Below are 25255 nucleotides of genomic sequence, written 5' to 3' on the forward strand. Positions count from 1 at the left end.
TTAAAATATTAGTTGCGTATATATCTCATAGCTTTGCCGTTATATAGTTTAAATCATAAACTCTTGAACATTGCAGGTCTTTAGCAATAGAACGTACAAGAAATGCACTAAAGATTTCTTCCGGCTGCGAGTTTATATAACTTGTCAGTTCGGAAGGTGGGCCGTTATCCCACATCATCAGTACATTGTCTTCACCTGATACAACGCATATATCTATATCGGTATCATGACCTGCTTTCTTTTTTACTATGAAAATAAGTTCCTCTATCGTAAGTGCTATCTTGCCGGCAAGTTTTTTAGGTACATTTTTTGAAATGAGCTCATTCTCAACTTTTTCAGGAAGGATACTGCCTTTATTCTGCTTAAGGGATATAAAAAGGTATTCCTTTATGCCGGAACCAATTGCTTCGTCTTGCTTGTTTTTTTCGTTGAGATATATGAACACCGTCACGGCCAATATAATTACTATAGGAATTACGTAGCCCCACATAACTGATATACCACCTATCACATACAGCAGCCCAAAAGTAACAGCTATCCTGCCCAGTGTAACTGCTACATTCAAAACAAGGGATAGCTTGTTTTGCAGAGTCGAATCAATATATATTTTCATTGCATTGTATATCCATTGAAGGATCAGGTAAAAAGTATATATCCAAAGCATCTGCCTCTGTATTTCGCTGATATCACGAAAACCGAACATAATATAAATCAAATCTGTAAATATATATATTACGACTGCCAGGATTATGCTCATTATGGTCATTGCCTTGATGGCAATCAACATAACTCTGTCTACCACTTCATAATTGCCCGAACTGTAATACATGCCAACCAAAGGAGAAGAAGCTTTAGTAACTCCTGAGAAAATGGCCATAACAATATTGTTGCATAGTGCAAGTACACTCATTGAAGCTGCGCCTATTTCTCCAAGTGCCTGTGTTATGCAATAGATCATGACTACCCCTTGAAGCGCTCCAAGCATCTGCAGGGCCGACGCTGAAACACCGCTTTCAAGAAGAGCCCTTATCTCTTTTCTGCAGGGTAATTTTTTGAAGTTGCGCAGATTGGTCTTTTTCCTGATATAGATCTGAATTATTATAGATTCAGCAATTATGCAGATTCCTGTGCACAATCCTGCACCCATGATGCCAAGCCCAAATACAGCAACCAGTAGATAATCGAACACAAGGTTAAGGATCGCACTTATCATAGATATTGTTGTAAACACCTTAACTTTTCCGATACTTATAAGTTCATCGCAAGCAACATAGTAGTATAGTTCAAGAGGCCGGCTCACCATAACTCCGAGTGCGTATGCCCAGATCATTTTTTCAAGATCAGGGCTAAGGTCAAAAGCTTTAACCACAATATATGTGACCGGAAATTGGACTACTGTCAGGGAAATTGCCAATACTTTTTTCAAAAAACTAATTGCAGAATATGCCCTGTCCAGGCTTTCCGTATCATTTTTTCCTATTATCACGGGAATATATTTTGAAACACCGGCACATAAAAGTGTTGTAACAGAAGCAACCATGATATTTATGGGATAAAAAATATTCACAGCAGAAAGAGCATCACTACCGACATAATTGCCAAGTATGATGCCATCTATGTTTGTCAGAAGCATGTTAGCTAAATTAGCGATAACGTATGAGAAAAAATATGAACGTAATCTGCTTCTTATCAAATTGTTATTTTGTTCAAAGCCAGGAATATATTTTTCTCTAGATGCCATATATAATTCAAGACCCCATTAAATTATACTATATTGCACGTAATTTTTATCTAAAAAAAATATAAATCTTAATGCACATTTATTTTTTCGCACATCTTAATGTTATAATATTATTGTTATATCAAGGTTTTTAGATAAATACGGAGGAATGGCTTATGATTTCATTAATTACATCCTTTCTCGTTCTGATTATTGGCTATTTTACTTATGGAAAAATAGTAGAAAAAATATTTTCTCCGGATGATCGTGTGACACCGGCTTATGAACATACAGATGGAGTCGATTTTGTACCGCTAAAAACGGGCAAAGCATTTCTCATCCAGCTTCTTAATATAGCAGGCACCGGTCCTATATTCGGGGCTCTTATGGGAGCCTGTTTCGGACCTGTCGTTTTTTTGTGGATTATTTTTGGTTCTATACTTGGGGGAGCCGTGCATGACTACATGACCGGCATGATTTCTGAGCGAAACGAAGGCAAATCCATTGCGGAATTATCAGGAATTTACCTGGGACCGGTAGCCAAATGGTTCATGCGTATTTTTTCCACTTTACTGCTGATACTGACAGGTACTGTTTTTGTAAACAGTCCGGCAGCACTGATAGCCAAGCTTACTCCCGATTATTTGAATGACACATTTTGGGTTGTTGTAATACTGATCTACTATGTTTTGGCAACGCTTCTTCCCATTGACAAGATTATAGGCAAATTGTATCCGATTTTTGGTATTGTGCTTATAACCATGGCTGTCTGCATTCTTTACGGCATTGTTGCAGGCGGTTATTTGGTACCTGAAATCAGCTTTGAAAATCTTCATCCCGATGGGCTTCCTATATGGCCATATATGTTTATTACTGTGGCTTGCGGTGCAATTTCGGGTTTTCATGCAACTCAGTCACCCATGATCTCAAAATGTATGCGTTCAGAACGGGAAGGAAGAAAAATATTTTATGGCGCAATGCTCGCAGAGTCTGTGATCGCGCTCACCTGGGCTGCAGGTGGTGTTGCATTTTATGGAACAACAACAGAACTAAATAATGCACTTTCAGGCCTTGGCCAGTCAGGCGTTGTATATGACATTTCTACCGGAATGCTTGGCCCTATAGGCGAAATACTGGCTATAGTAGGAGTTATTGCCTGCCCTATCACATCGGGAGATACGGCATTTCGAAGTGCCAGACTTATCTTAAGCGAAATAACCGGTCTTGACCAAAAGCACATGCGTAATCGCCTGATCATCACACTTCCCCTTCTTGCTATAGGTGCTTTGCTTACACAGCTTGATTTTAATGTCTTGTGGAGATATTTTTCATGGAGTAACCAGACACTTGCCATGATAAGTCTCTGGGTTGCAACTGCATATCTGCTAAAGAACAACAAAAATAAAAAAGCCAGCCTGCTGACAGCGCTTCCTGCAACCTTTATGTCCGCTGTCAGCATGACTTATATTCTTATGGCAAAAGAGGGATTTAAGATCAGTTATTCAGTAGCTTATCCCATTAGTGCGTTATTTGCAGCAGGGCTATTTGGGGTATATTTGTACCACTTATCAATGAAATGATTTAACTTTTGTCAACTCCCGGTTGCAGTTATACTACCTGGCGGTTTACCCAGGCAATATAAGTACCCCGGGACAGGGTTTGTGAGATTCCTGTACCGGGGTAATAAAATCTTATACGCGTTTGAAATGAAGTTGTATTGCCGGATATACTCCGAACATTGGATCAAAGGCAAAGCCTCCATTTACGAGAGCAGCGCCTCCATACTTATTGCCAATCTTGTTTGAAGATTCAAAGAAAGCGTCATCGGGTGATGTTTCTATGGATGATAGGATTCCATCAAGTTCATATGTTGCGCTTTCATCCAATCCTCTCATTTTCACATATATTATCTCCGGATTGGCTCTGACATCTGTTACTACCAGAGTTACAAGTGCTTCGCTCTTATCTTCCGATACGAAGCCCCAGGATGTGAAGTAGCTTTCGGTAGCTTCGTCTGAAAGTCTGTAATAGCGACCTTTTTGGATCAATTCATAATATTTATTGAAAGTGTCAATCTGCTTACGGATCATGGATCTATCAGCATCGGATAACTTTCTGGGATCAAGCTCATAACCGAAGGTTCCGGACATAGCTACAAGTGCCCTTGTCATAAATGGAACTTCTCTTCCGCTCTGATGATTGGGCGATGCAGATACATGGCTTCCCATCGTGCTTACGGGATATCCATAACTTGTTCCCTTCTGGATGATCAGCCTGTTTATAGCCTCTGTATTATCTGAACACCATATCTGGGGCGAATAGAACATGATTCCTGCATCAAATCTTCCGCCGCCTCCGGAACAGCCCTCTATCATGATATGAGGGAAAGAGTCTCTAAGTCTCTGCATGAGATCGTAAGTGCCCAGCATAAAGCGGTGGAGCACCTCACCCTGCTTATCAGAAGGCAGATCATGCGAAAATACATTTGCACAGGATCTGTTAAAATCCCATTTTACGTAGGATATGTTTGCACTTCTTAAAACAGTGGAAATAGAATCATACAGATAATCAACTACATCTTTGCGTGACATATCAAGAACAAGCTGGTCTCTGCCCATAACAGGCTTTCTGTCCGGATCGGTCAGTGCCCAATCGGGATGAGCTCTGTAGAGATCGGAGTCCTCATTGACCATTTCGGGCTCAAACCACAGACCAAACTTCATTCCAAGGGAGTTTACATAATCTGCGATCTTAGACATGCCGCCCTCAAGCTTTTTTTCGTTAACTACCCAGTCTCCAAGTCCTGCGTGGTCATGGTTTCTTTCTCCAAACCATCCATCATCGAGAACAAACATTTCACATCCGGCATCTGCGGCGCTCTTTGCTATCTCCATGATTTTTTTATCATCAAAATCAAAATATGTGCCTTCCCAGTTGTTTATAAGAACCGGTCTCTTTATATCCCTGAACTCCTTAGGACACACATTTTCTCTGATGATCCTGTGATATAGATAGCTAAGCTCCGATAAACCTTTGTTTGTATATGCAAGAATAACTTCCGGTGTCTCAAAAACATCTCCCGGAGATAGTTTCCACGAAAAATGATCATCGGAAATACCACTTACTACGCGGATGCTTCCAGCCTGATCCTTTTCAATTTCCTCAGCGTGTTCCCCGGAATACATAAGCATGAATCCGTAGCTGTCACCGTGCCATTCATCGGTATTTTTATCACATAAAATAACAAATGGATTGTTTTGATGGCTGCTGGTTCCTCGCTTTGACGCGATCCTGTGGATATTATGCCCGACTGTTTCCCTCTCAGGTATCCTCTCCATGGCATGACGTCCGTGGAAATGGATAAGGTCCATATTCCTGCCGCAAAAATCCATGCTCATTGATGCGGCTTTATTAATGATGATCTCCGCATCGGAAGCATTTTTTATCTCGGTATATCTTGAAATTATGTCCTTATCAGCAAACACCTGATAGTGAAGAGTTACTAAAAGGCCCGAGATCGCATCTTCCATGACAAGCTTCAAAGTATCTACCTTGTCGTTTTCCTGCCTTACATAAGGAAGTCCTGTAGGATTCTCTCTGCCGCTTATGATATTGTGAGCCTTGTATCTAAGGTCAGTGGTTCTGCTTCCATTTGCCATAACTGCAGAAAGCGCACTAACCCTGTAATCACCTGCACCATCGCTGCTGTATTCCTGAGGAAGAGTATCTGCGGATATTCCTCTTTGATTTTTACATTCGTATGGGTTCCCGGAAAAACCCCTGTCGATTTCCTTGATCATATAGCTCATATCAGCCTGATCAACGGATGCTCCATAATAAGTATGAAGCACCATGCCTATATCATTTATTTTTATCTGATACTCAGTATTTTTTGTATTTAGGAAAAAGATCTTTCTTTTTTCATCAAATCGAATTGCCATATCACAGTTTTCCTCCTGATGTTGCAATTCCCTCTACAAACTGTTTCTGGAAAATTATGTAAATAACGATCATAGGTACAATTGCAAGTACTGCCGATGCCATCATTGCAGGATAATCACTGCCATATTGTCCCTGCATCTTGGCAAGGCCTGCACTAAGAGTTGTTGTGCTTGCGTTTGTGCAGACGATCATAGGCCACATAAGGTCTTTAAAAGCAAAAAGCGCTGTGAAAATACCCAGTGAAACCATAGATGATCTGGTAAGCGGAAGCATTATGAACAGGAAAGTCTGTCCTATGTTACAGCCGTCTATCGCCGCCGCCTCTTCTAGGTCCTTCGGGAGCGCCTGATATCCAGTTTTCAGCAAATATGTGCCAAATGCTGTGACAAGTCCGGGAAAAACAAGACCCGCTGTAGTATTCAATATATGAAGCTTTGAAACCATCAGATACTGAGGAATTACAAATATCTGTGAAGGTATCATCATCTGAATAAGAACCAGCGAAAACATGAGCTTTTTACCGGGGAATTCAAGTCTTCCAAAGGCATAGCCTGCCATGGTTGCCGTAAGGCATGCACATATTACACGGAAAACGATGAACAATATTGTGTTTTTGTAAAGAGTTACAAAATTATAGCTCTTCCATACCGTTGCAAAGTTCTCAAAATGCCATCCATTATGAGGAAGTATGAAAAACGGATCTACCGAGATTGCTTCCTGATTGGTTTTTAATGCTGTAAGGATCATCCATACAAAAGGAACCAGCATGATAACGGCAAAGATTATAAGAATAAGGTATGTTATGAATTTATTAACTTTATATCTGGTACTGATGCTATCCATTCCGGTCTCCTTTCTTAATTGTAATAGACAAACTTTTTCTCAAGCTTCTGCAGGAAAAATGTGACTATCATGATAAATACCACAAGCACCATAACTATAGCCGCACCATATCCCCTGTTTGAATTGGTAAATGCATATGTATAGAACAGATATACAATGGACTGTGTCTTATTAAGTGCCAGGTTTGTTTTGTCCATGACCATGAACATAAGGTCAAATACTGTGAGTGCGCCTATTATTCTGGTCTGTACTATAAAGAAGGTTGTAGGACTAAGAAGCGGAACTGTTATACTGAAAAACTGTCTGATTCCGGATGCTCCGTCAATTTCTGCAGCTTCGTAATAATCTTTTGGTATCTCCTGAAGACCTCCGATGAAAAGAACCATATTGTAACCGATGATCGACCAGACACCAATTATTCCAACGCTTATCCATGCAATGTTGGGATCTGAAATCCATGCAATTTTGGTGCCAAAAATATTATTGAGAAGACCAAACTGCTGGTTGTAGAGCCATTTCCATACCATGGCAACCGCAGCCGGGGCACAGACCATTGGCAGGAAGAATAATGTACGGAAAATTGTTTTTCCGGCTAGCTTCTTCTGCATAAGAACCGCCAGCAAAAGGGCTATTATTATCCCCAGCGGAACTTCGACAATTGCATATTTTATTGTGTTCCAAAGTGATTGCCACATTTCTGCCGATGAAAGTACTGCTTTGTAGTTGTTTAGTCCGACAAAAATATTGCCGCGTCCGAAATCTCCTGTTTTGCAGAGTGACTGATAAACCGTATTTATAGCCGGATAATAGTTTAGGACAATCAGCCCGATCATTGTTGGAGCAATAAATGCCCATCCCCACACCATCTGTCTTTTCTGCGACGGAGTCATTTTCCTCTTAGCCATAAAACCCTCCTCTATGACTGTTTTACCCATCATTTATACAGAGTAGTAATGCCGAGAGAGATCCCTCGGCATCCTACTTAATGATTTTTTATTATTTTAATTATTCTGCTGCAATAGCATCTTCGATGATCTTCTGAGCATTTTCACATGCTGTTGCCATTGCTGCTTCATCTTCGGGATTCTGCCATGCATCAAGGAATGCACCCTGCTGCTGAAGAGCATCTTCCCAAACAGTTGTGTTTCTTGTGTAAGGACGGAAGTACAGATCGCCTTCTTCTTCAGCTCTAACGAATGCTGATACATCCATTCCTTCGAATGCATTTGAGAAATCCTCAGAAACACCCTTCATACCACCCATTGTTACACCAAGCTGTGCCTGCTTTTTCTGACCTGCTTCTGAGCAGAAGTAAGCAATAAGATCATAGCAAGCCTGAGGATCAGCTACATTAGCATTTGCTGCCCAACCAAGTCCATTGTATGCAGAGAATCTCTCTCCCTTATCGCATGAACCGTTTCCGTTTGTGTCAGCATAAGGAAGCATAGCCCATGCATAATCTGCATGATTTTCTGCTGTATAGAATGAGTTGATCATCCATGAACCCTGTGTGATCATACCAACCTTGCCAGACTGGAAGAGTGAATCTGTACCTGTCTCAGCAACTACTGACTGAGGAGCACCTACTGTAAGGAGTTTTCTCATCATCTCCATACCTGCCTTACCTTCGTCAGAACCGATTGTTGTTCCCTTATGGTCATCTGTGATAACCTGAGCACCGTAATCATAAACGAGGTTGTACCAGCCATCCTGGTTGTTTGATGTGTTCATTGCCATGCCATAGATATCGCCATTTGAACCCTCTGTTATCTTCTTTGCAGCTTCGTACATGTCTTCCCATGTCCACTCGTCTGTAGGATAATCTACACCGTACTCATCAAAGATAGCCTTGTTATAAAGAAGTGCTATTGTGTCATGATCCTTGGGAAGTGCATACTGCTTACCGTTGCTGTTATAAAGATCCCAAACTCCTTCATAGTAATTTGCCTTATCTATTGAAGGATCATTAGCTATATAATCTGTCAGATCAAGAAGAATTTCATTCTCCATATACATCTGTGCTGTATTTGAATGCATCCAGAAAACATCGGGCATCTCTCCGCCTGAAGCACCTGCTTCGAGAAGTGTCCAATAGTTATCCCAGTCGATAACTTCTATATTGACTTTTACGCCTGATGTAGCTGTCCAATCGTCAGCAATCTCCTGAAGACCTGCCTGCTGGTTTGAATCCCAGATGTTAATTGTGATCGAATCTACTGAATAGCTTTTGTCAGAATTTGCTGTATCAGCTGCCTCAGCATCAGTACTCTCCGTACTCTCAGCACTCTCTGCCTGTGTCTGCTCAGAAGCAGGAGCTGCTGAATCACTTGCTGCGCCTCCGCATCCTACAAGACCTGCTGTCATCATGGTGCTAAGTACCAGTGAAACTAATCTCTTTTTCATTTTTTCCCTCCTATTTGAAACTTAACTGCTACTTTGTCTATGTCCTTTAGACAATCATAATTATAGATATTCAAAAACACGTTTTGTATGTTATTATGTTACTAGAATTTGTCATTTTGTGAGGTTGAGGTAGATGAATATTAAAGAAGGCGGCGTCGGCTTTGACTTTTGCGTTTTCGAAGATTACGATTCAAGCGCTGATGCAAGACTTTACGAGATTGGAAACTATAGTTGCGAGCCCGGTTATTCTTACGGGCCCATAATACGTCCCAGGGCAATTATTCATTATGTGATATCAGGAAAAGGCAAATTATATATTGGAAATAAGATATTTAAGGTACATGAAAACCAGATTTTTTATATACCGCAGGATGTTTCCGCCTACTATGAAGCGGATATGGAAGATCCATGGTCCTATAAATGGATGCACATAGGTGGGGATACTCTTCATGATGTCTTAAAAGAGATAGGACTTAGTAAATCGAATCCTGTACTGGATATAAAAGAGCCTTATGACAGCTCTTTCCTTTCATTTGACCAGATCGTCCAGAATATTTTTGACCATTATGAGCACGAACAGTACTGCATAGGCAAAATGTACGAACTAATTGATTATTTCAAGTCTGTATACGGAGCTCCGGATGATACAAGCGCTGAAAACCAGCAGCTAAACTACGTTCGCACAGTCATCAAATATATCCAGCTGAAATACTCAGAGCAGATCCACATGGACGACATAGCAAATACCTGCGGTCTTAACAGAAGCTACTTATCCAGGCTGTTTCATGACGCAACAGGGAAAACCATCAAAGGATACCTGCTATCATATCGCATGAAAACAGCACAAAACATGCTCAAAGCAACGCATCATCCTATAAGTTACATAAGCTCAGCCGTGGGATACAACGATATCTTTACCTTTTCCAAGGCATTTAAAAAATTTGCAGGTGTAACCCCAAGTGAATACCGTAGAGGCGACTAGCTTTTCCGGGTGGTCCACAGGGACGGGGTTTGTGGATCAATCCGGGTGGTCCACAAACCCCGTCCCTGTGGACCATCAATCCTTTAGTTTCATTCCCCTGACAAAAGCAAATGGATATGCAAAAAGTCTCTCCTCTCCGTCATCAAACAAAACGGAAAATTTATAGGGAATGTTGTCCTCATCATATATAACCTCTAAAATAGAGCCCTCGCCAAACTTTGGCTGCACGATCCTCTGCCCGATCGTAAGGTCGGTCGGATATTCAGGCTGCGAAAAAGCTCCGGTTTTCCCTGATCTAAGGCTCTTTTTTATGGAGGCTCTTGCCTTTTTGACCTCAGCTTTGATGCTGGTTTCCTCAGCTTTTGATATGGAGGTTATTTCCTTTACAAAAGTGGACGTTTCATCGTTATAGGTGAAAATGCTAAGCCTGTTTTTGGCCCTTGTCATTCCAACGTAGAAAATCCTGCGCTCTTCCTCAAATGCGCGCTTTTCCTCGGCGCTTATCCTAAGCCCCTTAGTCGGCACTTCATCAGGAAATATCCCATCGCACACATCCATCAGATATACATCATCATATTCGAGACCTTTGCTTGAATGGATCGTTGAAAGGATAAAATCCGAAGAATAATCCGGGACTTTATCCCTGATCATATCGCTCAGATCATCAAGCCTCTTCAAGAAACCGTCGATAGAGTCCTCATTTTCAGCGAGCATCCTTAAGATAAACATCTTATTTTCATCCAAATGGTTATTTTCCAGATACTCACCGTAGCCCATGTAGTTTTCAAGCCGCAAAAGTGCCTTATATGGCGTTTCGTGGCGCATATTTGATAGATGAGTGCGAAGAGATCTGCATTTTTGCTTTACTCTGGCGCCTAGCATCTCGGTTTCCTCCACCGCATCAAGGATGCTCATATTGCTGTTTGCAGCCATCCTGCACAACATCTCTGCCTCTGATTTTTTCAGATATGTTCCGCACTTAAAATAGATTTTCATAAACAGTTCACTATCATAAGGATCGATTAAAAATCTAAGAAAGCTTACCACATCCATGACAACCCTGTGCGTGAAAAATGCCATATCCGTGCTTTTTATCCTATAGGGAATCCCCTTTCTCTCAAGAATATCTATCAAAGGAAGTATGCTCTCATTATCCCTGTATAGAACTGCCGTCTGATCTACTACCGTTTCTGCCACCTTGCAAAGGTAATTATACTGATTTCTTCTGCTGTTTAACTGGATGTAATTGATATCCGAAGCCTTTTCCCTGCTCGCCTGCATGTGCTTGTCGTGCCTCATGGTATTATGGCGGATAAACCTGTCGGCAGCCGCAACTATATTCGCATTTGAACGATAATTTTTGTCCATGACAAGGACTTTCGCGTTGCTATGCTCCTTCTCAAAATTAAGCAGCGCCTCCGGATAAGCTGCCCTGAAGCCGTAGATACTCTGGTCTTCATCGCCTACCATGAACAAATTCCCGCTCTCTCCTGCAAGAAGCCCGATTATCATATGCTGTATCTTTGACGTATCCTGAGCTTCATCGACACAAATGTATTTATACTTATTTTTGTAAAAAGACAGAAGATCCGTTGAAGACCTTAGCATTCTGTATGCATACACCATCTGGTCATCGTAATCCATAAGATTTCTTCTTTTTAATTCGCTGTTATATGCCTCATATATTTTATATACGTCAAAATCGGCTTCATCAGAGAGCTTATCTATCTCGTCCTTTGTCAGCATCATGTTCTTGCAGTAAGTTATCAGTGTCCTTACGTTCTTGATGTCACTTTCTGTCGGATATTCCTGAAAAATCCTCACATAATTCTCAGTGAGGATCTTACCGATAAGCTTCTCATCAGTTACAAGTTCAAACGCATTTTTCCCAATGATGCGCCCGTAATGCGCGATTATCTTTGCACATATTCCGTTTATTGTCCTGAATTCAAGGGCATAGGAAAAATCTCTGCCAAATATCTTTTCAAATCTCGCGGACATATCCTTGGTAGCAGCAACCGTGTATGTAAGCGTGAGTATATCCCCCGGATCAATTCCCCTGCAATAAAGCATATACCCCAGCCTGTTTACCAACACTGTAGTCTTGCCGCTCCCCGGAACAGCAAGCAATAGTACCGGTCCATCAACAGTCTTTACAGCATCCAGCTGGCTGTCGCTTAAGTTCTTTAAATATTTTTCATAAAAATCATTATCAGTCATAACCTAACCCCAAGTGAATACCGTAAAGGCGACTAGCTTTTCCGAGTGGTCCACAGGGACGGGGTTTGTGGATCAATCCGGGTGGTCCACAAACCCCGTCCCTGTGGACCATCAAATAAAATGGCTAGGATAAGGAATATTGCCAAAATAAGCGGATATATGAGGTAGGGAGCGATCTTGATACTTGTTATCCCTGCTATACCCGATGCTATAAGGAGCTGTGCTCCATATGGTATCATTCCCTGAACTATGCAGGAGCTGATATCCAGTATTGAAGCGACTTTCTTTGGCTCGACACCGTATTCATCACTTATATCTTTTGCAATTGGCGCTGCAACTACGATCGCTACGGTATTATTAGCTGTAGCAATATCCATAAAGCCAGTAAGGAAAGCAATTCCTGCCATCGCTCCACTCTTTGAATTTGCATTTTTTCTGATCAGATCAAGGATAGCCTCAAATCCGCCATTTTCCTTTATAAGCGCTGTCATAGATGCTACAAGTATAGTAACTATCATTGTTTCGAACATTCCGGAGATGCCTTCGCCTACAGAAGAAAGCGCCGTAACATAATCAACAGCACCTGTCAGCATGCCTACCGGTATGAACAAAGCTATACCAACCAGTAATACTACAAAAACATTCAACCCGATCAAAGACATAAAGAGCACTACAAAATAAGGCAGCGCCTGCCATTCATTAAATTCAAAATCCCCCACGGGTGCACTCTCTCCCTGCAAGGAAACTATAAGCAGTATGATAAAGGTAATAATTGCCGCAGGTACCGCAAGCTTAACATTCGTCCTGAATTTATCCTTCATTGCAACTCCCTGCGTCTTGGTCGCTGCAATTGTCGTGTCTGATATAAACGACAAATTATCGCCAAACATCGAGCCGCCAACAACTGCCCCAATACATAGAGGCATAGAGATCCCGCTTTTTGAAGAAACCGCAACCGCTATAGGCACGATGACCGAAATCGTTCCAACGCTGGTTCCCATAGCCATCGAAATAAGACATGCTATCAGAAAAAGTCCCGGTACTTCAAGACCACTGGGTATAACGTCCAGCATCATATTTGCAGTACTTACCGCGCCACCCGCTCCTTGAGCTATTCCGCTGAATGCCCCGGCAAGTATAAATATAAACAGCATGGTGACAATGTTATCGTCTCCTATGCCCTCTGCACATATATGTATTTTTTCCTCAAAAGTCTTCGATCTGTTTTGGATAAGCGCAAAGATCAGAGAAATACTGAAAGCCATAACAACGGATACTACATAAAATCCCATCTGTCCTTCCAAAGGATTGATATATTCAAAATAAATTCCATTTCCCAGATACAACACCAGGAAAATCGCTATCGGTATAAGTGCTTTTGGATTAGATCTTTTATTAGTTGACATTTTAACTTCCACTTTCTATTTTATTGCATCTAATCATGATACCATATTTGCGCAATAAAAAGGAGTTGTGAAAAAATGAGAAATCATTTTTTCACAACTCTTGCGCGCTACTCCTACAGGATAGACATTTTTTATGAAGGAAATAATCATTTTTTTGAACCAGTTAGTTCATGTATAGTTTTACAGCATTACATAATTGCTACTTTTTAATTGTATTTCCGGTATTGCCATCTCTTTTATAGATATTGATCGATATCCGATTCTTATTTATGAAAGTTTTTATTAAGCTGTTCAATTGTATGTTTGTTTATTCTTGTAGGTTTATGTACAGGCCTTTTGCTGCTTGTATTTATTGTGTTCTTATTAGTATTTATAATGCTGTTTGCCTCATCAAATGAAAGTGACTTAACGAAACCTGAAGGCTTTGGATATCTGGGTGCAGTATATTTACTCATTTCAATTGCCCAGTCTTTTCTGTTCACTCCCATAGGACTTTTTGCATCTGCATGAGTTTTGGCATATTCTGCTGAAGCATTTCGAAGCTGCCTGTAAAGTGCGTCAAGATCAGCCGCATCTTCCTTTGACAAAGTACTTTTTTCCTTATATGTCTCATTTAACTGTTTTAGCTTCGCCATGGTTGCTTTAAGGGAATTATTCATCCACTTGAAGCCGCCCCTATTGATATGTCCCGTCTTCTTATTATTATGTAAATCTTCATGTATATTTTTTAGCTTATTGTATTGAGCTGCCAAATCCTTAACATAAATTGGCTCTTCATCATTTTGCACACCTATTTTAAGAGATGCACTTCCCCGATTATATTTCACAGTTTTTTTGTTTAAGTCAGGCTCAATACTGTCTAGCTTCTCAAGGTCTGCTATTCTTTCAAAATGATTCTCCCGTGATCCCATTGTTTCTGCATTTGATCTGAGAAAATCATAGTTGTTATTAAGTGCTTTAAATTCTTCATCTTCTATAACAGCTATTCGTTTATTATTAATGCAATTTTGCATTTCAACGGTTCTTTCCCAGCAGCTATTTATTACTTCTTCTGAAAAGTTTAAGTCCTTGAGTATAATCGAAAGCTGCTCTTTTGAAAGTTTTGATACAGATTCTGCAGTAGCTTTTCTGATAACCTTCATGTCATTAGGCAATGTGAAGTATCCTTTAGTTCTCTTTGACAGACTCTCTGTATTGGTAACTCCAAACGTCCTGTCATTATCAATACCTTTTATGCCTGCAAGCTTCCATTCCCCATCAATTTTCTTCATATCATATATGATATTGCCATCATGGCGGTCTGTGTTTCCGCAAATAAAATCAAGGACCTGCATATCGGATATCTGCATTTTTATTTTAGGATCATTTAGCAGACCGGGATGCTTTGATATTTCATATAGTGGATCATTATATCTTAAATTGCGTGAGTCCCTTCCCCGGGCTGTTTCCTGAAATACACCGGTTCTCTTTACTCCGTCTTTGTCAGTGATCGTTACTCTCTCTGCTTTTGCAACGACATCCTGTACTCCAAGAATCTCTGCAATTCTGGATACACCTACATTTCTGTTTGGTATGTTTTCATCAAACGGGATATTTTCGATGTTCTTGTTTATATATCTTTCCCTGCCAAGACCTGATGCATCCTCTATAAAGTCAATAAATGCCTGCCTGGAATCTGCATCCTTATTTATTTTCCCAAATGTCTCTTGGTAGTCAGGCCCATAAAGTATTTTTATATATCCTTCATAATACCTTTTAAAATTCACTTCATCATCAGCACTAAGTTCAGGTTTTTCACCACCATTTTTCTTGTTGTCCAAACTACCTCTGATAAAATGTAAATCATTAGCCAGACTCTGTAATTTTCCCTTTTTAATATCGCCATCTTTATCTACAAAACTATCAAAGATAGCTTTTAAACCATCACTTTTACCTGCATATGCACCTTTAAGATAGTTAAATAGATTTTCATCTGACAAAACAGTATAGTCTTCGGTAAAGAATCCCTGATAATTTCCTGCCTCGGTGCTTACTTCAATCGGGATTCTTGTACTGGATAGTGCGCCGACAACTTCAAGGTCTTTTGTTTCAGTCTCCAGCGTAACTTCTGTTATTCTGGCATTTTCAATTATCTTGGGCAAAGTTACTTTATCATAGGATTGTATATTCTGTAATTCAAGAATATCATTTCTTAGGATCTTCTCTATAGCCAGAACACTCTGCAATCTGGCAGTACCATAGCCGCTATGCCTGCTTGTACCTTTTCCTGATGTGTATTGCTCGCATAGGCGCAGAGCATCGCCATATATCTTCTTTATTTCTTCAATATCTTTTGAGCCAAGTACAGGATAATTATCACCGCTCTTTTCATAGTATCTGTTTATACATTCAGAGAGCTCATTTAATTTACGCTCCATCCTTTGATATTTGCCGGATTTTCCGTAACCGAATGAAGCATTTTCCAGATCTTTTATTGCGTTATTTAATTTAGGATTCTTTGTTGTCGGCATAAGCTTTTCCCCCTATTAAAGCTCTTTACCAGTTACTTTAACTTTTTTAATAATCGATGATAAACTCTTTTTCTTATTCTGCTTCTTAATATTATCATTACCGATTATGGCATTTATATCAATTGCTTTTACCATTTGCATTGGCTTCTCATAGCAGGGCGGCCACATTCATTCTGGTGTACCTGCTGGAATCTTTGTGGTCACCTACATTAACTCCCCTTAAACTCTGCAAAGCATTATCAAGTTTAGAATCTCCACTTGCTACTGTTAGTGCCATAGCTTATCCCCCTCATAATTGTCTAATTTGAGCTTATATGATCAAAAATGTTTTCCTCTTGCTGATTGATCGTACTATGATTTCTTATTGACACTACCATCATATAATGTGTTGTCCAACAAATGTCCAACATTCTTTCCGGTTACTATTCACGGTTTTTTCAGGCAGCCACCTCAGTTCCTGGCCTTGCTCTCCAAATATATCATCGTATGTAGCAAAGCGCCAAGGAATACTTTACTCCTCGGCGCTTTATTTTAGTATTCTTTTTATTGAAATTTTTACATGTACTGCAGAAAATACTTGCTTCAGAGCTATTAATAATATACTCCGCTATCACAACTTTTTTTTCCTCTCTTCGCTTGCGTACTCCGGAAGAGGAATCCCACTAGGTAACGTACCTGTGGCCGGTCTCTTTCTTGCCAAAAATCTACCGCCTCCGCCCGCGACCATATCAAGTTCGTCGTCTGTAAGACTAATACCCGCCTTTTCTAAAATATCTCTTGCCTCGTCTTTGCTTTGTGCCTTTGATACCTCTTCTTTAAGAGCTCCTGTCAACTTCATGTCTGCAACCTCCTTTCATAAAAAGAAATTGTATGTTGTCGTTGATAATATCCATATGAAATTACAGATATTGTACCATATTTTCACTGTTAGTTGTCTTGAGTCATTTATGAAAAAAAGCTAAAAAACAAATAGATTTCCATTTTTCTGATATAATATAGTTAATATTTTCGGGATAAAATACAGAAATAATATCAGGATTATATTTGCGTCCATCGCTCGAAAGGAGAAAAATGCATCGTTTTATAAAAAATTCGATTATAACAGTGCTTGCGGTAACCACTTTGTTTTTGACTATTCCGTTTTGCTCAGAGGCAGAAACAGGCTTATCGGGAAAAATAGTATTTCATAATTATTCAAGCTACGATAATGCTGACAGCAGGCTCTATATTTACGATTTTAAGACAGATGACCTAAAATGCATAAGTGAAAACTGGACAAATGTAAAAAATCCGATGAACGCCAATTTCGGAAAAGATGGGCAGTCCATAGTATTTATGGGTCAGGTCGATGATGAATGGGATATTTTCGAGTATACGAATGGAGCCTTAGAACCTGTAAACCTTACAAAAGGAAATGGTCTGGATGATGAGGATCCCAAATATGATCCAAGCGGAAAAAACATCATCTTCAAACAAAGTAATCCCTCAGGAAAAGGGACCAGGATCGTAAAATATAACCGCAGTAAAAAGAAACTGACAGTCCTTATAAAGGGACGCTCTGAAAAGTCCATGCCCTACTACAGTAAAAACGGCAAACAGATTTACTATGTTGAAGGTCTGGGAAAGAAAATGTCTATCTATGTAGCAGGTAAAAACGGCAAAAACAAAAAACTGCTCTACCAAAAAGATGGAGTGCAGTCCTACTATCCTATTGTCTCCGATAACGGAAAATACCTGTATTTTTCAAGAGGATACAGCAAGAAGAACCGCGTAGACCAGATCATAAGATACAATTTAAAGACCGGAAAAGCAAAGTCCTTAAAGTGCAACAGCAAATACTTTGACTGCTCCGATACCTGCTGTGTTTCGTCCAAATATATCATCATCAGCTGCTCAAAAGAAGAAGGAACGGGCGGTTATGACTTATATCTTGTAAATACAAGATCAGGTGAAATGACAAACTTAAATACCTTCAACTCAAAAATAAACACACCCCTTGAGGAGCTGGGGTGCGACTATTTTGAATGATTATATTCACTTAACTTCTAAGACTTCGCTGACTGTGTAACCAAGGCTTTCTATCTCTTTTACAATGACACTGTCAGCGACTTCTTTTTCATAAGAAACAACTGCTTCTTTCTTTTTAAGGGAAAGCTTTGCCGATACGCCTTCAATTCTGTTGATCATGCGCTTTACTCTGTTGGTGCAGTTTTCGCAGTGCATACCGTCAATCTTAAACTTTTTAGTCATGATTATCTTGCCCGATAGTTTTTTATCGGGCTCTTTTACTGTTTTGCTCCCGCCTCCGCAGCAGCCGCCCTCACCTTTGAAATGCTTTATGCATCCGCGAAGTGAGATAAGCATGATAATTATCAGAATCCCTATGATTATAATGTTTGATGTCATATATATTGCCTTTCTATAACAAGCGCTTATGTTAGCCGCATCTAACATTATAATTCAAATTTTCTGTTATGTCCATAGTAAAGCGTCGCTCTTCATTTTGGGGGCATCTATTGTCTGATGTAAAATTTAATTTTGCGCCATAAGTTTTTCTTCTTTTTGATCTAAATTAATTATATAATTGAAAGGTCAGGCAAATACTGAAATTTAGGGTTTTATAGCAACTGATGAGTCTACGTCAGATAAGTTTTACAGGAGGTATAGTATGAATACTAAGGATTGTATTGAAAAAAGAAGCTCTACCAGAAGCTTCACAGAAGAAAAGCTGTCAAAAGAGCAGATTGACATGGTCATAGATGCAGGTCTTTTTGCTCCCACAGGACAGAACAAAAAGGAAATATTTTTTACTGTAGTTGACGGACAAAATGAGATTCTCTCAGAGATAGAAGATGAAAAGCATCGAATGAGGGGCGAAGGTGCTCAGGCTCATAATTTCTATTATGAAGCACCTACAGTAGTTTTCCTGAGTGCAGAAGAAGATTTCAAATGGAGCAAAGTAGACGCAGGAATAGCTGTTGAAAACATGGCTCTTATTGCAGAGGATCTAGGCATCGGAAGTCTTATCATCGGTTCCATATATGATGCTCTCCATGGCGAAAAGAGGGATTACTTCATGGAAAAATTGCAGATTCCTAAGAGAAAAGATTTCCAGATAGCAATTGCCCTTGGATTCAAGGCCACCACTAAGGCTCCTCATGATTTTAACAAGGATGAACAGGTGAAATATTTGTAATAGTTTTATGGAGGTATTAACGGTGTATCAGGCAGCTACAGACAGATATGATAAAATGAGTTACAGAAGATGCGGAAAAAGCGGTCTTCTTCTTCCCGAGGTTTCACTTGGACTATGGCATAATTTCGGCGATACCGGTGTCTATGCCAATATGGTGAAAATGTGCCAGACCGCCTTTGACAACGGGATCACACACTTTGATCTGGCAAACAACTACGGCCCTGCTCCGGGAAGCGCTGAGTTAAACTTTGGCAAAATTTTAAAGGACAATTTCCTTCCTTACAGAGATGAGCTTATCATCTCAACCAAGGCAGGTTACGATATGTGGGAAGGCCCTTACGGTAACTGGGGAAGCAGAAAATATCTTCTCGCAAGTCTCGACCAGTCACTAAAAAGAATGGGACTTGAATATGTGGATATCTTCTATCACCACCGCATGGATCCCGAGACTCCGCTAGAAGAAACCATGGGAGCTCTTGCAACTGCAGTTAACAGCGGTAAGGCACTCTACGTCGGATTATCCAACTACGACGGGGAAACACTTGAAAAGGCAACGAAGATTCTCAATGAACTCCACGTTCCTTTTGTCATTAACCAGAACAGATACAATATCTTCGACAGAAGGATCGAGAAGAACGGATTAAAAGACACAGCTAAAAAGCTGTCAAAAGGCGTTATCTGCTTCTCTCCTCTTGAACAGGGCGTTTTGACTGAAAGATATTTTAACGGTATCCCTGAAGACAGCCGCGTAAAAACTGACGGAAGATTCCTTAATGAAAACAGCGAAGCTCTCAAAAAAGTAGAAAAGGTAAAAGCATTAAATGAAATCGCAAAATCAAGGAACCAGTCAATTGCACAGATGGCACTTGCGTGGGTATTAAAGGATGATGTGATCACCTCAGTAATAATCGGCGCTTCCAAGCCCGAACAGATCCTTGACAATGTGATTGCCGCAAGAAACACTTCATTTACCGAAGATGAATTAAATAAAATTGACGATATCTGCAGATCTTGATCAAATTGGTAGAACAAAGAGTCGCTCGCGACTCTTTGCGCGCTGGTGCGCGCAAGCTTTAGCTTGCAAAATTCATCTGCGCACCAGTCGCATCCTTAGCGGAGCGCTTTTTATTTGATAGGAATCTATCAAATAAAAAAACGAGTGCATGTTCACTAAAACAACATGCACTCGTTTTTCTTTTGCTTACTTATTTCTTCTTTATAATGAAAGCACACACGCCTGCAAGGATCACAGCACCTGCCGCAATGCAGAGAGCCAGACCTTTTTTACTGATGTTTCCTGTTACAGCACTTCCATCTGCCTTTACCAGAATAGCTGATGATACCGGTGAAAGCTTAATTGTTCCTGATACTGTTTTTGATGAGTTATCACTATCAATGCATATCTTCCAGTTTCCTTCAGGAAGATTTACTGTAGTTTCTTCCATGTTTGGATTATAGGCAAGGAAGATTCCTTCAGCACTTTCTGCTTCGACTCCTCTGTCAGAGTTATCAAGGTGAAATGCTATTACATTAGCATCGAGTCCGTCTATGGGTGTTACTCTCTTTGTCACTTCATCTTCAGAATTAAGCCTTAAAAGACCATGCTCTTTTCTGAATGCGATGAGCTTCTTATAATACTCAAGATTTGCCTGATACTTAGGATCATCAAGGGTCTCCCATTTGATGCAGTTTATCTCATCTCCTGAGCTGAAGCTGTTTGAGTCATAGCTTCCGTCTTCTTTTACTTTGGTCCTAAGGATCTCTTCACCTGCCTGCATGAAAGGAATTCCCTCTGCCATAAGGTAATAAGAAGCTGCAAGATTGCTCATCTTAATTCTGGTATCTTCGTCCAGATCCTGTCTAGCTGTAGCTATTCTGTCAAACAGAGTGTTATTGTCATGGCAGGATGCATACTGAACAATCTGGGTGGGGTCCTTGCTCCAGCTCTCCTTAGCCATAAAGGATGCCTGCAGCTGTCTCTCTTTTCCCTTTGAACCTGACACCCAGCCGGTTTCAGCTGTATTAAATACGCTGCCCTTTAGACCGTCTCTGATATTGTCATTAAAATATGCAAATCCCGGTGTCTTTGCTGATGACTGCTGAGTTGCAAGTGTCACATTTTCCTTGGTCAGGTCTGTGTTCATGCTCCAGCCCTCACCGTAGAAAATAACGTCCGGGTGATTCTTGTGTACTTCAGTAACTATCTCGTTAATAGTGTCCACATCAAGAAGTCCCACAAGGTCAAATCTGAATCCGTCAATATGATACTCATCTGCCCAGTAGCAAACAGAGTCCACAATATATTTTCTTACCATCGAGCGCTCTGAAGCGGTATCATTGCCGCATCCTGAACCGTTTGAATATGTTCCGTCAGCATTGATCCTTGAAAAATAACCGGGAACCAGTCTGTTTATACAGAAATCCTTGCCGCTGTAAACATGGTTGTATACAACGTCCATTACAACTGAGAGTCCATTGTCGTGGAAAGCTTTTACCATCTGCTTTGCCTCGGATACTCTGACCTGTCCGTTATAAGGATCTGTAGAATATGACCCTTCGGGAACGTTGTAGTTTACAGGATCGTAGCCCCAGTTAAACTGCTCAGAAGTAGGTGAGTTCTCATCAACAGAGCCAAAATCATAGAATGGAAGAAGATGAACGTGAGTAACACCCAAATCCTTGATGTAATCCATTCCCGTAGCATTTCCGCCCTCTGTCTTAGTGCCTGTATGAGTAAAAGCGGTATATTTTCCGGCATCAGCTATATTACCTGCTTCCGATACAGAAAAATCTCTTACGTGAAGCTCATATATAACAGCATCATTGACCGGCTCATTTGCATGAGGATTAGCATCATTATCCCATCCTTCGGGATCAGTAGAGAGCAGATCGATAACCATTGCTCTCTTGCCGTTTACGCCGGTAGTTCTCGCATAAGGATCGCAGGCCTCAATGTTTAAACCATCTATTATGGCAGTATATGTGTAGTAAGTTCCTGCCATATCTCCATCAACAGTAGCTACCCAGGTGCCATTTTCATCTGCTGTCATCGGAATCTTCTCGATCAGGTCGTCTTCCCAGTCCTTACCTGATTCATAGAGATTTAAATTTACCTCTTCTGCAGTGGGTGCCCACACACGAAAAGTTGTCTTTTCCTTGGTATAGGTAGCTCCGAGGTCATCTCCTGTGTAAGTATATTTATCTTCAAATTCATCTGTTGAATAAATGATCGGCATATTTATTGCGTATTCCTGATCCTCAAAGCCAAGTCTGTAATTTCTGAAAGGATCAAGCTCCTCTTTAATAGTAAGATCGTAGTAATATTCCGTATCGGATGCTTTCTCTGATAGTGTTACCTCTGTAACTTCCACGTCGCCTTTTCTTCCTGTCACATAGAAGGATTTTTCCTGCTCTGCGTCAAGCTCTCCGGTAAACAGAACCGTAACTGTATTTGCCCCGTCATAGGCAGCATTTTTCAACTTTGTACCTGTCACAACATCATCTCCATATTCTTTTTCTTCACCTTCTACGCCAGATTCCACGTAGACATCCACGGTTCCCGAAATTACTTCCGATACATCAATGAACTGGTCCATATCAACATCCTTGGTCCAATCCTCTGTACGTATGATGTATCCGATTTTGGTAACTCCGGCAGGTACCGGAATCGTGGCAACCATCTCTCCGTCATCTTCTTCGAATGGATATCCTGCTCCTTCCCCGCCATCAGACCAGCTCCACACATCCCATGGCGCATAGTCACCATCTTCTCTGTGATAGTGAAGTCTTATCGTTACCCCCTCGTCAGCCCTTACTATCTGCACCCCTAAGTCAGATAAGAACATCGTAAGGACCAGAACCACTGACATGAAAAATGTCAGGATCCGTTTAAACTTTTCCCCTTGTTTCACTCTATAACCTCCCTTGCAAAAATACTAGTTGGAAAACGTTTTCCCATACGAGTTTATCACACCTTCAGGTTCTAGTAAATATGTAAAAAGCACATCTCCAACAAACGTCGAAAATGTGCTTTCTATTTATTGCTGATCAGGCTGCATCATCAAGTGCCTCAAGTCTGTCCTTTATATCTTCATACTCACGGTCATAGACATCAAGACCAAATGAAGGATTCTTAATAACTCCGTCGCCATAGATTGTTGTCCAGTCATCCTTCATGGAAATCGGGATCCAACCCTCTTCCTCACAAAGAGACTTCATCTTATCTGCCTTCTCTATATTGCCGTACTCGCGATCCAGATCATCGCAGCAAAGCATAAATGCCAGACTTCTGTACGGATTATCTGTAATAACGTAATTAGCCATACTGGAGTCACCGGTGCTGTTTCCAAATGAAAGAACAGGCTGAGCACCTATCTCCTGCGCAATTACAGCAACCTTATTCATCTTCAGGTTCTTGGTAATGAACTGACCGCTCAGGATCAATTTATCATCATGTGTAAACTGATATGACAGGCCATCATTGTCGCCCTGGCCGTAAGCAACAATTGCTTCATCAGAGCCTATTATCTGGTTAGCGGGAAGCCCGAGTGTATCACTTAGTCCGCCCCTTACGATAAGTCTGTCCGTTCCGCTGACAACATACGATGTAAAACCGTTGTCCGCAAGGTAGTCTAGAACTTCCATCATCGGTACGTAAAGAGATTCTGCTCTTGTCATTCCGTCATATCCGGGAGCCTGCTCTTTGCCGTACTCTGCTACATAATTCTCAAATTCTTCAACTGTCATGCCTGCAAAAGAAGAAGCTATCGCCTGACCGTGCTCAGTATCCATTCCCTCGGGATAGTGACCATCCTGAACCCACTGCAGGATCTTGGCTGCACAATCAAGTTCCTTCTCAGAAGGTGTATAATCAGGATCTTCCAGCACTCTGTGAAGCAGAAGGCTGTGATCAAAATAAATAGGATTGGTCTCACTAAAAAGTGTTCCATCCAGATCAAAAACAGCTATACGTCTCTCAACCGGTATATAATCTGCGCTGTTTTCATCAGTAATTGCTTCCATAAAAGAAACAAGCTCCTGCTTTGCCCTGGCACTATCTGTCCAATGGCCAAGTTCTCCTGTCGTTTTCGTTGTTGCTGTCTTCGAAGTGTTAAGCAGATAGACAAGTCCGATCAATGTAAGGACCAGACATATAACAAAAAGTACTACCTGCATCACCTTTCTCGCACTATTATCTTTCATTTTTTCCCTCCGTCATAAGAAAATCATAAAACACTTATATTAAAGCATATCTCACTACAAAATAATACTCTCAGCTGTCCAACAAATGTCCAACATGATTCCTGTATTCATTGGGCGAGCTACCGCTTATCTTCTTAAATACTCTTGAAAAATGTGCAACCTCGGCAAATCCCACCTCTTCTGCTATATCTGCAACTCGAAGCGAAGAATTCTGAAGCAGTTCTTCCGCCTTTTTTATTCTTATCTTATTAAGAAGCTCTGAGAAATTCTGCCCCGTTTCCTTGTTAAGGAGTTTGCTAAGGTGCCACTGGCTTACATATACTTTTTCTGCAACATCAGCGAGCATAAGCTTTTCCTTGTAATGCTCTTCCATATAGTTCATTGCATTTTTAACTATAAAGCCATTGGCATTATCTTCCTCTTTCTCAGGCTCATAAGAGTCGCTTTCGCTCACATTTTTCGCCATGAAGGCAATCGCCTCTTCGATTTCATCCATATTGGAAGGCTTAAGCAGGAACCTGCTGACGCCCAGATTAAGCGCTGTCTTTGCATACTCAAAATCTCTGAATCCTGTAAGGATCGTGATCTGGAGATTTTTGTATTCGGATTTAATAGCTGCGACCATTGTCAGTCCATCCATTTCCGGCATACAGATGTCAAGGAAGATCATATCCGGCTTCTTTTCCTCAATCAGCCTTTTTCCTTCCTTTCCATTGTTTGCAGTACCTACTACCTCGCATCCAAACTTAGCCCAATTTACACTTCTTGAGAGCCCTTCAACTATAATAGGCTCATCATCAATAATCATAACCTTATACATATCCCATATCC

The 25255-nt window shown here is 40.7% G+C and carries 19 protein-coding genes; 5 read left to right on the forward strand and 14 right to left on the reverse strand.

Translation table 11 applies throughout. The annotated features are described in order from the left end of the window. Positions 1 to 25 precede the first annotated feature (25 nt). Positions 26 to 1741, reverse strand: a complete 1716-nt coding sequence (locus T543_RS14440) for an MATE family efflux transporter (RefSeq protein WP_035769804.1) — start codon at positions 1739 to 1741, stop codon at positions 26 to 28. Positions 1742 to 1896: 155 nt separating this feature from the next. Between T543_RS14440 and T543_RS14445 the strand changes: the two genes are divergently transcribed. Continuing rightward, entirely contained in the window at positions 1897 to 3300 is a 1404-nt protein-coding gene (locus T543_RS14445) for a carbon starvation CstA family protein (protein ID WP_035769806.1), read from the forward strand. A 111-nt stretch (positions 3301 to 3411) separates the two neighbouring features. Here T543_RS14445 and T543_RS14450 read toward each other — a convergent pair whose 3' ends face one another. The 4 genes from T543_RS14450 to T543_RS14465 all read right to left on the reverse strand — a co-directional run bounded on the left by T543_RS14450 (position 3412) and on the right by T543_RS14465 (position 8908). Further along, complete coding sequence (locus T543_RS14450; RefSeq protein ID WP_035769809.1) at positions 3412 to 5661, reverse strand: alpha-galactosidase; 2250 nt, start codon at positions 5659 to 5661, stop codon at positions 3412 to 3414. A 1-nt stretch (position 5662) separates the two neighbouring features. Then, entirely contained in the window at positions 5663 to 6505 is an 843-nt protein-coding gene (locus tag T543_RS14455) for a carbohydrate ABC transporter permease (protein ID WP_035769811.1), read from the reverse strand. 14 nt (positions 6506 to 6519) lie between these two features. Next, positions 6520 to 7410: a carbohydrate ABC transporter permease gene (locus T543_RS14460; protein ID WP_035769813.1), complete on the reverse strand. Its 891-nt coding sequence runs from the start codon at positions 7408 to 7410 to the stop codon at positions 6520 to 6522. A 100-nt stretch (positions 7411 to 7510) separates the two neighbouring features. After that, complete coding sequence (locus T543_RS14465; protein ID WP_035769815.1) at positions 7511 to 8908, reverse strand: ABC transporter substrate-binding protein; 1398 nt, start codon at positions 8906 to 8908, stop codon at positions 7511 to 7513. 133 nt (positions 8909 to 9041) lie between these two features. On the opposite strand from T543_RS14465, the gene T543_RS14470 reads away from it, so the two are divergent. Beyond that, positions 9042 to 9890: an AraC family transcriptional regulator gene (locus T543_RS14470; protein ID WP_035769818.1), complete on the forward strand. Its 849-nt coding sequence runs from the start codon at positions 9042 to 9044 to the stop codon at positions 9888 to 9890. Positions 9891 to 9965: 75 nt separating this feature from the next. Here T543_RS14470 and T543_RS14475 read toward each other — a convergent pair whose 3' ends face one another. From T543_RS14475 to T543_RS14490, 5 genes are all read right to left on the reverse strand, one after another. Continuing rightward, complete coding sequence (locus T543_RS14475; protein WP_035769820.1) at positions 9966 to 12110, reverse strand: ATP-dependent helicase; 2145 nt, start codon at positions 12108 to 12110, stop codon at positions 9966 to 9968. A gap of 32 nt (positions 12111 to 12142) precedes the next feature. Beyond that, a complete protein-coding gene (locus tag T543_RS14480; protein WP_081830101.1) occupies positions 12143 to 13516 on the reverse strand; it encodes a Na+/H+ antiporter NhaC family protein in 1374 nt (457 codons plus the stop codon). Between the two features lie 263 nt (positions 13517 to 13779). Next, positions 13780 to 16026, reverse strand: a complete 2247-nt coding sequence (locus tag T543_RS14485; RefSeq protein WP_035769822.1) for a hypothetical protein — start codon at positions 16024 to 16026, stop codon at positions 13780 to 13782. Between the two features lie 148 nt (positions 16027 to 16174). Further along, positions 16175 to 16303: a hypothetical protein gene (locus tag T543_RS16380; protein ID WP_255347228.1), complete on the reverse strand. Its 129-nt coding sequence runs from the start codon at positions 16301 to 16303 to the stop codon at positions 16175 to 16177. A 333-nt stretch (positions 16304 to 16636) separates the two neighbouring features. Then, positions 16637 to 16864 (reverse strand): hypothetical protein, encoded by a 228-nt coding sequence (locus tag T543_RS14490; protein WP_035769824.1) that lies wholly within the window; start codon positions 16862 to 16864, stop codon positions 16637 to 16639. Positions 16865 to 17097: 233 nt separating this feature from the next. On the opposite strand from T543_RS14490, the gene T543_RS14495 reads away from it, so the two are divergent. Continuing rightward, positions 17098 to 18054 (forward strand): TolB family protein, encoded by a 957-nt coding sequence (locus tag T543_RS14495; protein WP_035769826.1) that lies wholly within the window; start codon positions 17098 to 17100, stop codon positions 18052 to 18054. Between the two features lie 6 nt (positions 18055 to 18060). Here T543_RS14495 and T543_RS14500 read toward each other — a convergent pair whose 3' ends face one another. Beyond that, positions 18061 to 18432: a heavy-metal-associated domain-containing protein gene (locus tag T543_RS14500; protein WP_035769828.1), complete on the reverse strand. Its 372-nt coding sequence runs from the start codon at positions 18430 to 18432 to the stop codon at positions 18061 to 18063. 262 nt (positions 18433 to 18694) lie between these two features. On the opposite strand from T543_RS14500, the gene T543_RS14505 reads away from it, so the two are divergent. Together T543_RS14505 and T543_RS14510 are read left to right on the forward strand one after the other, a co-directional pair. Beyond that, the gene (locus tag T543_RS14505) at positions 18695 to 19222 is read left to right on the forward strand and encodes a nitroreductase family protein (RefSeq protein ID WP_035769830.1); all 528 of its coding nucleotides are present in this window, start codon (positions 18695 to 18697) and stop codon (positions 19220 to 19222) included. A gap of 22 nt (positions 19223 to 19244) precedes the next feature. Next, positions 19245 to 20237 carry an aldo/keto reductase gene (locus tag T543_RS14510; RefSeq protein WP_035769833.1) on the forward strand — a complete coding sequence of 331 codons (993 nt, stop codon included), beginning with the start codon at positions 19245 to 19247 and terminating at the stop codon, positions 20235 to 20237. Positions 20238 to 20427: 190 nt separating this feature from the next. Here T543_RS14510 and pulA read toward each other — a convergent pair whose 3' ends face one another. The 3 genes from pulA to T543_RS14525 form a co-directional block, all read right to left on the reverse strand. Continuing rightward, a complete protein-coding gene (gene pulA / locus T543_RS14515; RefSeq protein ID WP_242839533.1) occupies positions 20428 to 23133 on the reverse strand; it encodes a type I pullulanase in 2706 nt (901 codons plus the stop codon). 136 nt (positions 23134 to 23269) lie between these two features. Further along, positions 23270 to 24424 (reverse strand): haloacid dehalogenase-like hydrolase, encoded by a 1155-nt coding sequence (locus tag T543_RS14520; protein ID WP_051638818.1) that lies wholly within the window; start codon positions 24422 to 24424, stop codon positions 23270 to 23272. Positions 24425 to 24494: 70 nt separating this feature from the next. Then, on the reverse strand, positions 24495 to 25244 hold the full coding sequence (locus T543_RS14525) for a response regulator transcription factor (RefSeq protein WP_035769836.1): 750 nt from the start codon (positions 25242 to 25244) through the stop codon (positions 24495 to 24497). Between the last annotated feature and the right edge of the window lie 11 nt (positions 25245 to 25255).

The organism is Butyrivibrio sp. NC2002 (genome assembly GCF_000702265.1).
Classification (GTDB): Bacteria; Bacillota; Clostridia; order Lachnospirales; family Lachnospiraceae; genus Butyrivibrio.

Excerpts from the sequence above, each read along its gene's own strand:
- T543_RS14440 (WP_035769804.1), bottom strand. The coding sequence starts at position 1,741 with ATGGCATCTAGAGAAAAATATATTCCTGGCTTTGAACAAAATAACAAT.
- T543_RS14445 (WP_035769806.1), top strand. The coding sequence starts at position 1,897 with ATGATTTCATTAATTACATCCTTTCTCGTTCTGATTATTGGCTATTTT.
- T543_RS14450 (WP_035769809.1), bottom strand. The coding sequence starts at position 5,661 with ATGGCAATTCGATTTGATGAAAAAAGAAAGATCTTTTTCCTAAATACA.
- T543_RS14455 (WP_035769811.1), bottom strand. The coding sequence starts at position 6,505 with ATGGATAGCATCAGTACCAGATATAAAGTTAATAAATTCATAACATAC.
- T543_RS14460 (WP_035769813.1), bottom strand. The coding sequence starts at position 7,410 with ATGGCTAAGAGGAAAATGACTCCGTCGCAGAAAAGACAGATGGTGTGG.
- T543_RS14465 (WP_035769815.1), bottom strand. The coding sequence starts at position 8,908 with ATGAAAAAGAGATTAGTTTCACTGGTACTTAGCACCATGATGACAGCA.
- T543_RS14470 (WP_035769818.1), top strand. The coding sequence starts at position 9,042 with ATGAATATTAAAGAAGGCGGCGTCGGCTTTGACTTTTGCGTTTTCGAA.
- T543_RS14475 (WP_035769820.1), bottom strand. The coding sequence starts at position 12,110 with ATGACTGATAATGATTTTTATGAAAAATATTTAAAGAACTTAAGCGAC.
- T543_RS14480 (WP_081830101.1), bottom strand. The coding sequence starts at position 13,516 with ATGTCAACTAATAAAAGATCTAATCCAAAAGCACTTATACCGATAGCG.
- T543_RS14485 (WP_035769822.1), bottom strand. The coding sequence starts at position 16,026 with ATGCCGACAACAAAGAATCCTAAATTAAATAACGCAATAAAAGATCTG.
- T543_RS16380 (WP_255347228.1), bottom strand. The coding sequence starts at position 16,303 with ATGGCACTAACAGTAGCAAGTGGAGATTCTAAACTTGATAATGCTTTG.
- T543_RS14490 (WP_035769824.1), bottom strand. The coding sequence starts at position 16,864 with ATGAAGTTGACAGGAGCTCTTAAAGAAGAGGTATCAAAGGCACAAAGC.
- T543_RS14495 (WP_035769826.1), top strand. The coding sequence starts at position 17,098 with ATGCATCGTTTTATAAAAAATTCGATTATAACAGTGCTTGCGGTAACC.
- T543_RS14500 (WP_035769828.1), bottom strand. The coding sequence starts at position 18,432 with ATGACATCAAACATTATAATCATAGGGATTCTGATAATTATCATGCTT.
- T543_RS14505 (WP_035769830.1), top strand. The coding sequence starts at position 18,695 with ATGAATACTAAGGATTGTATTGAAAAAAGAAGCTCTACCAGAAGCTTC.
- T543_RS14520 (WP_051638818.1), bottom strand. The coding sequence starts at position 24,424 with ATGAAAGATAATAGTGCGAGAAAGGTGATGCAGGTAGTACTTTTTGTT.
- T543_RS14525 (WP_035769836.1), bottom strand. The coding sequence starts at position 25,244 with ATGTATAAGGTTATGATTATTGATGATGAGCCTATTATAGTTGAAGGG.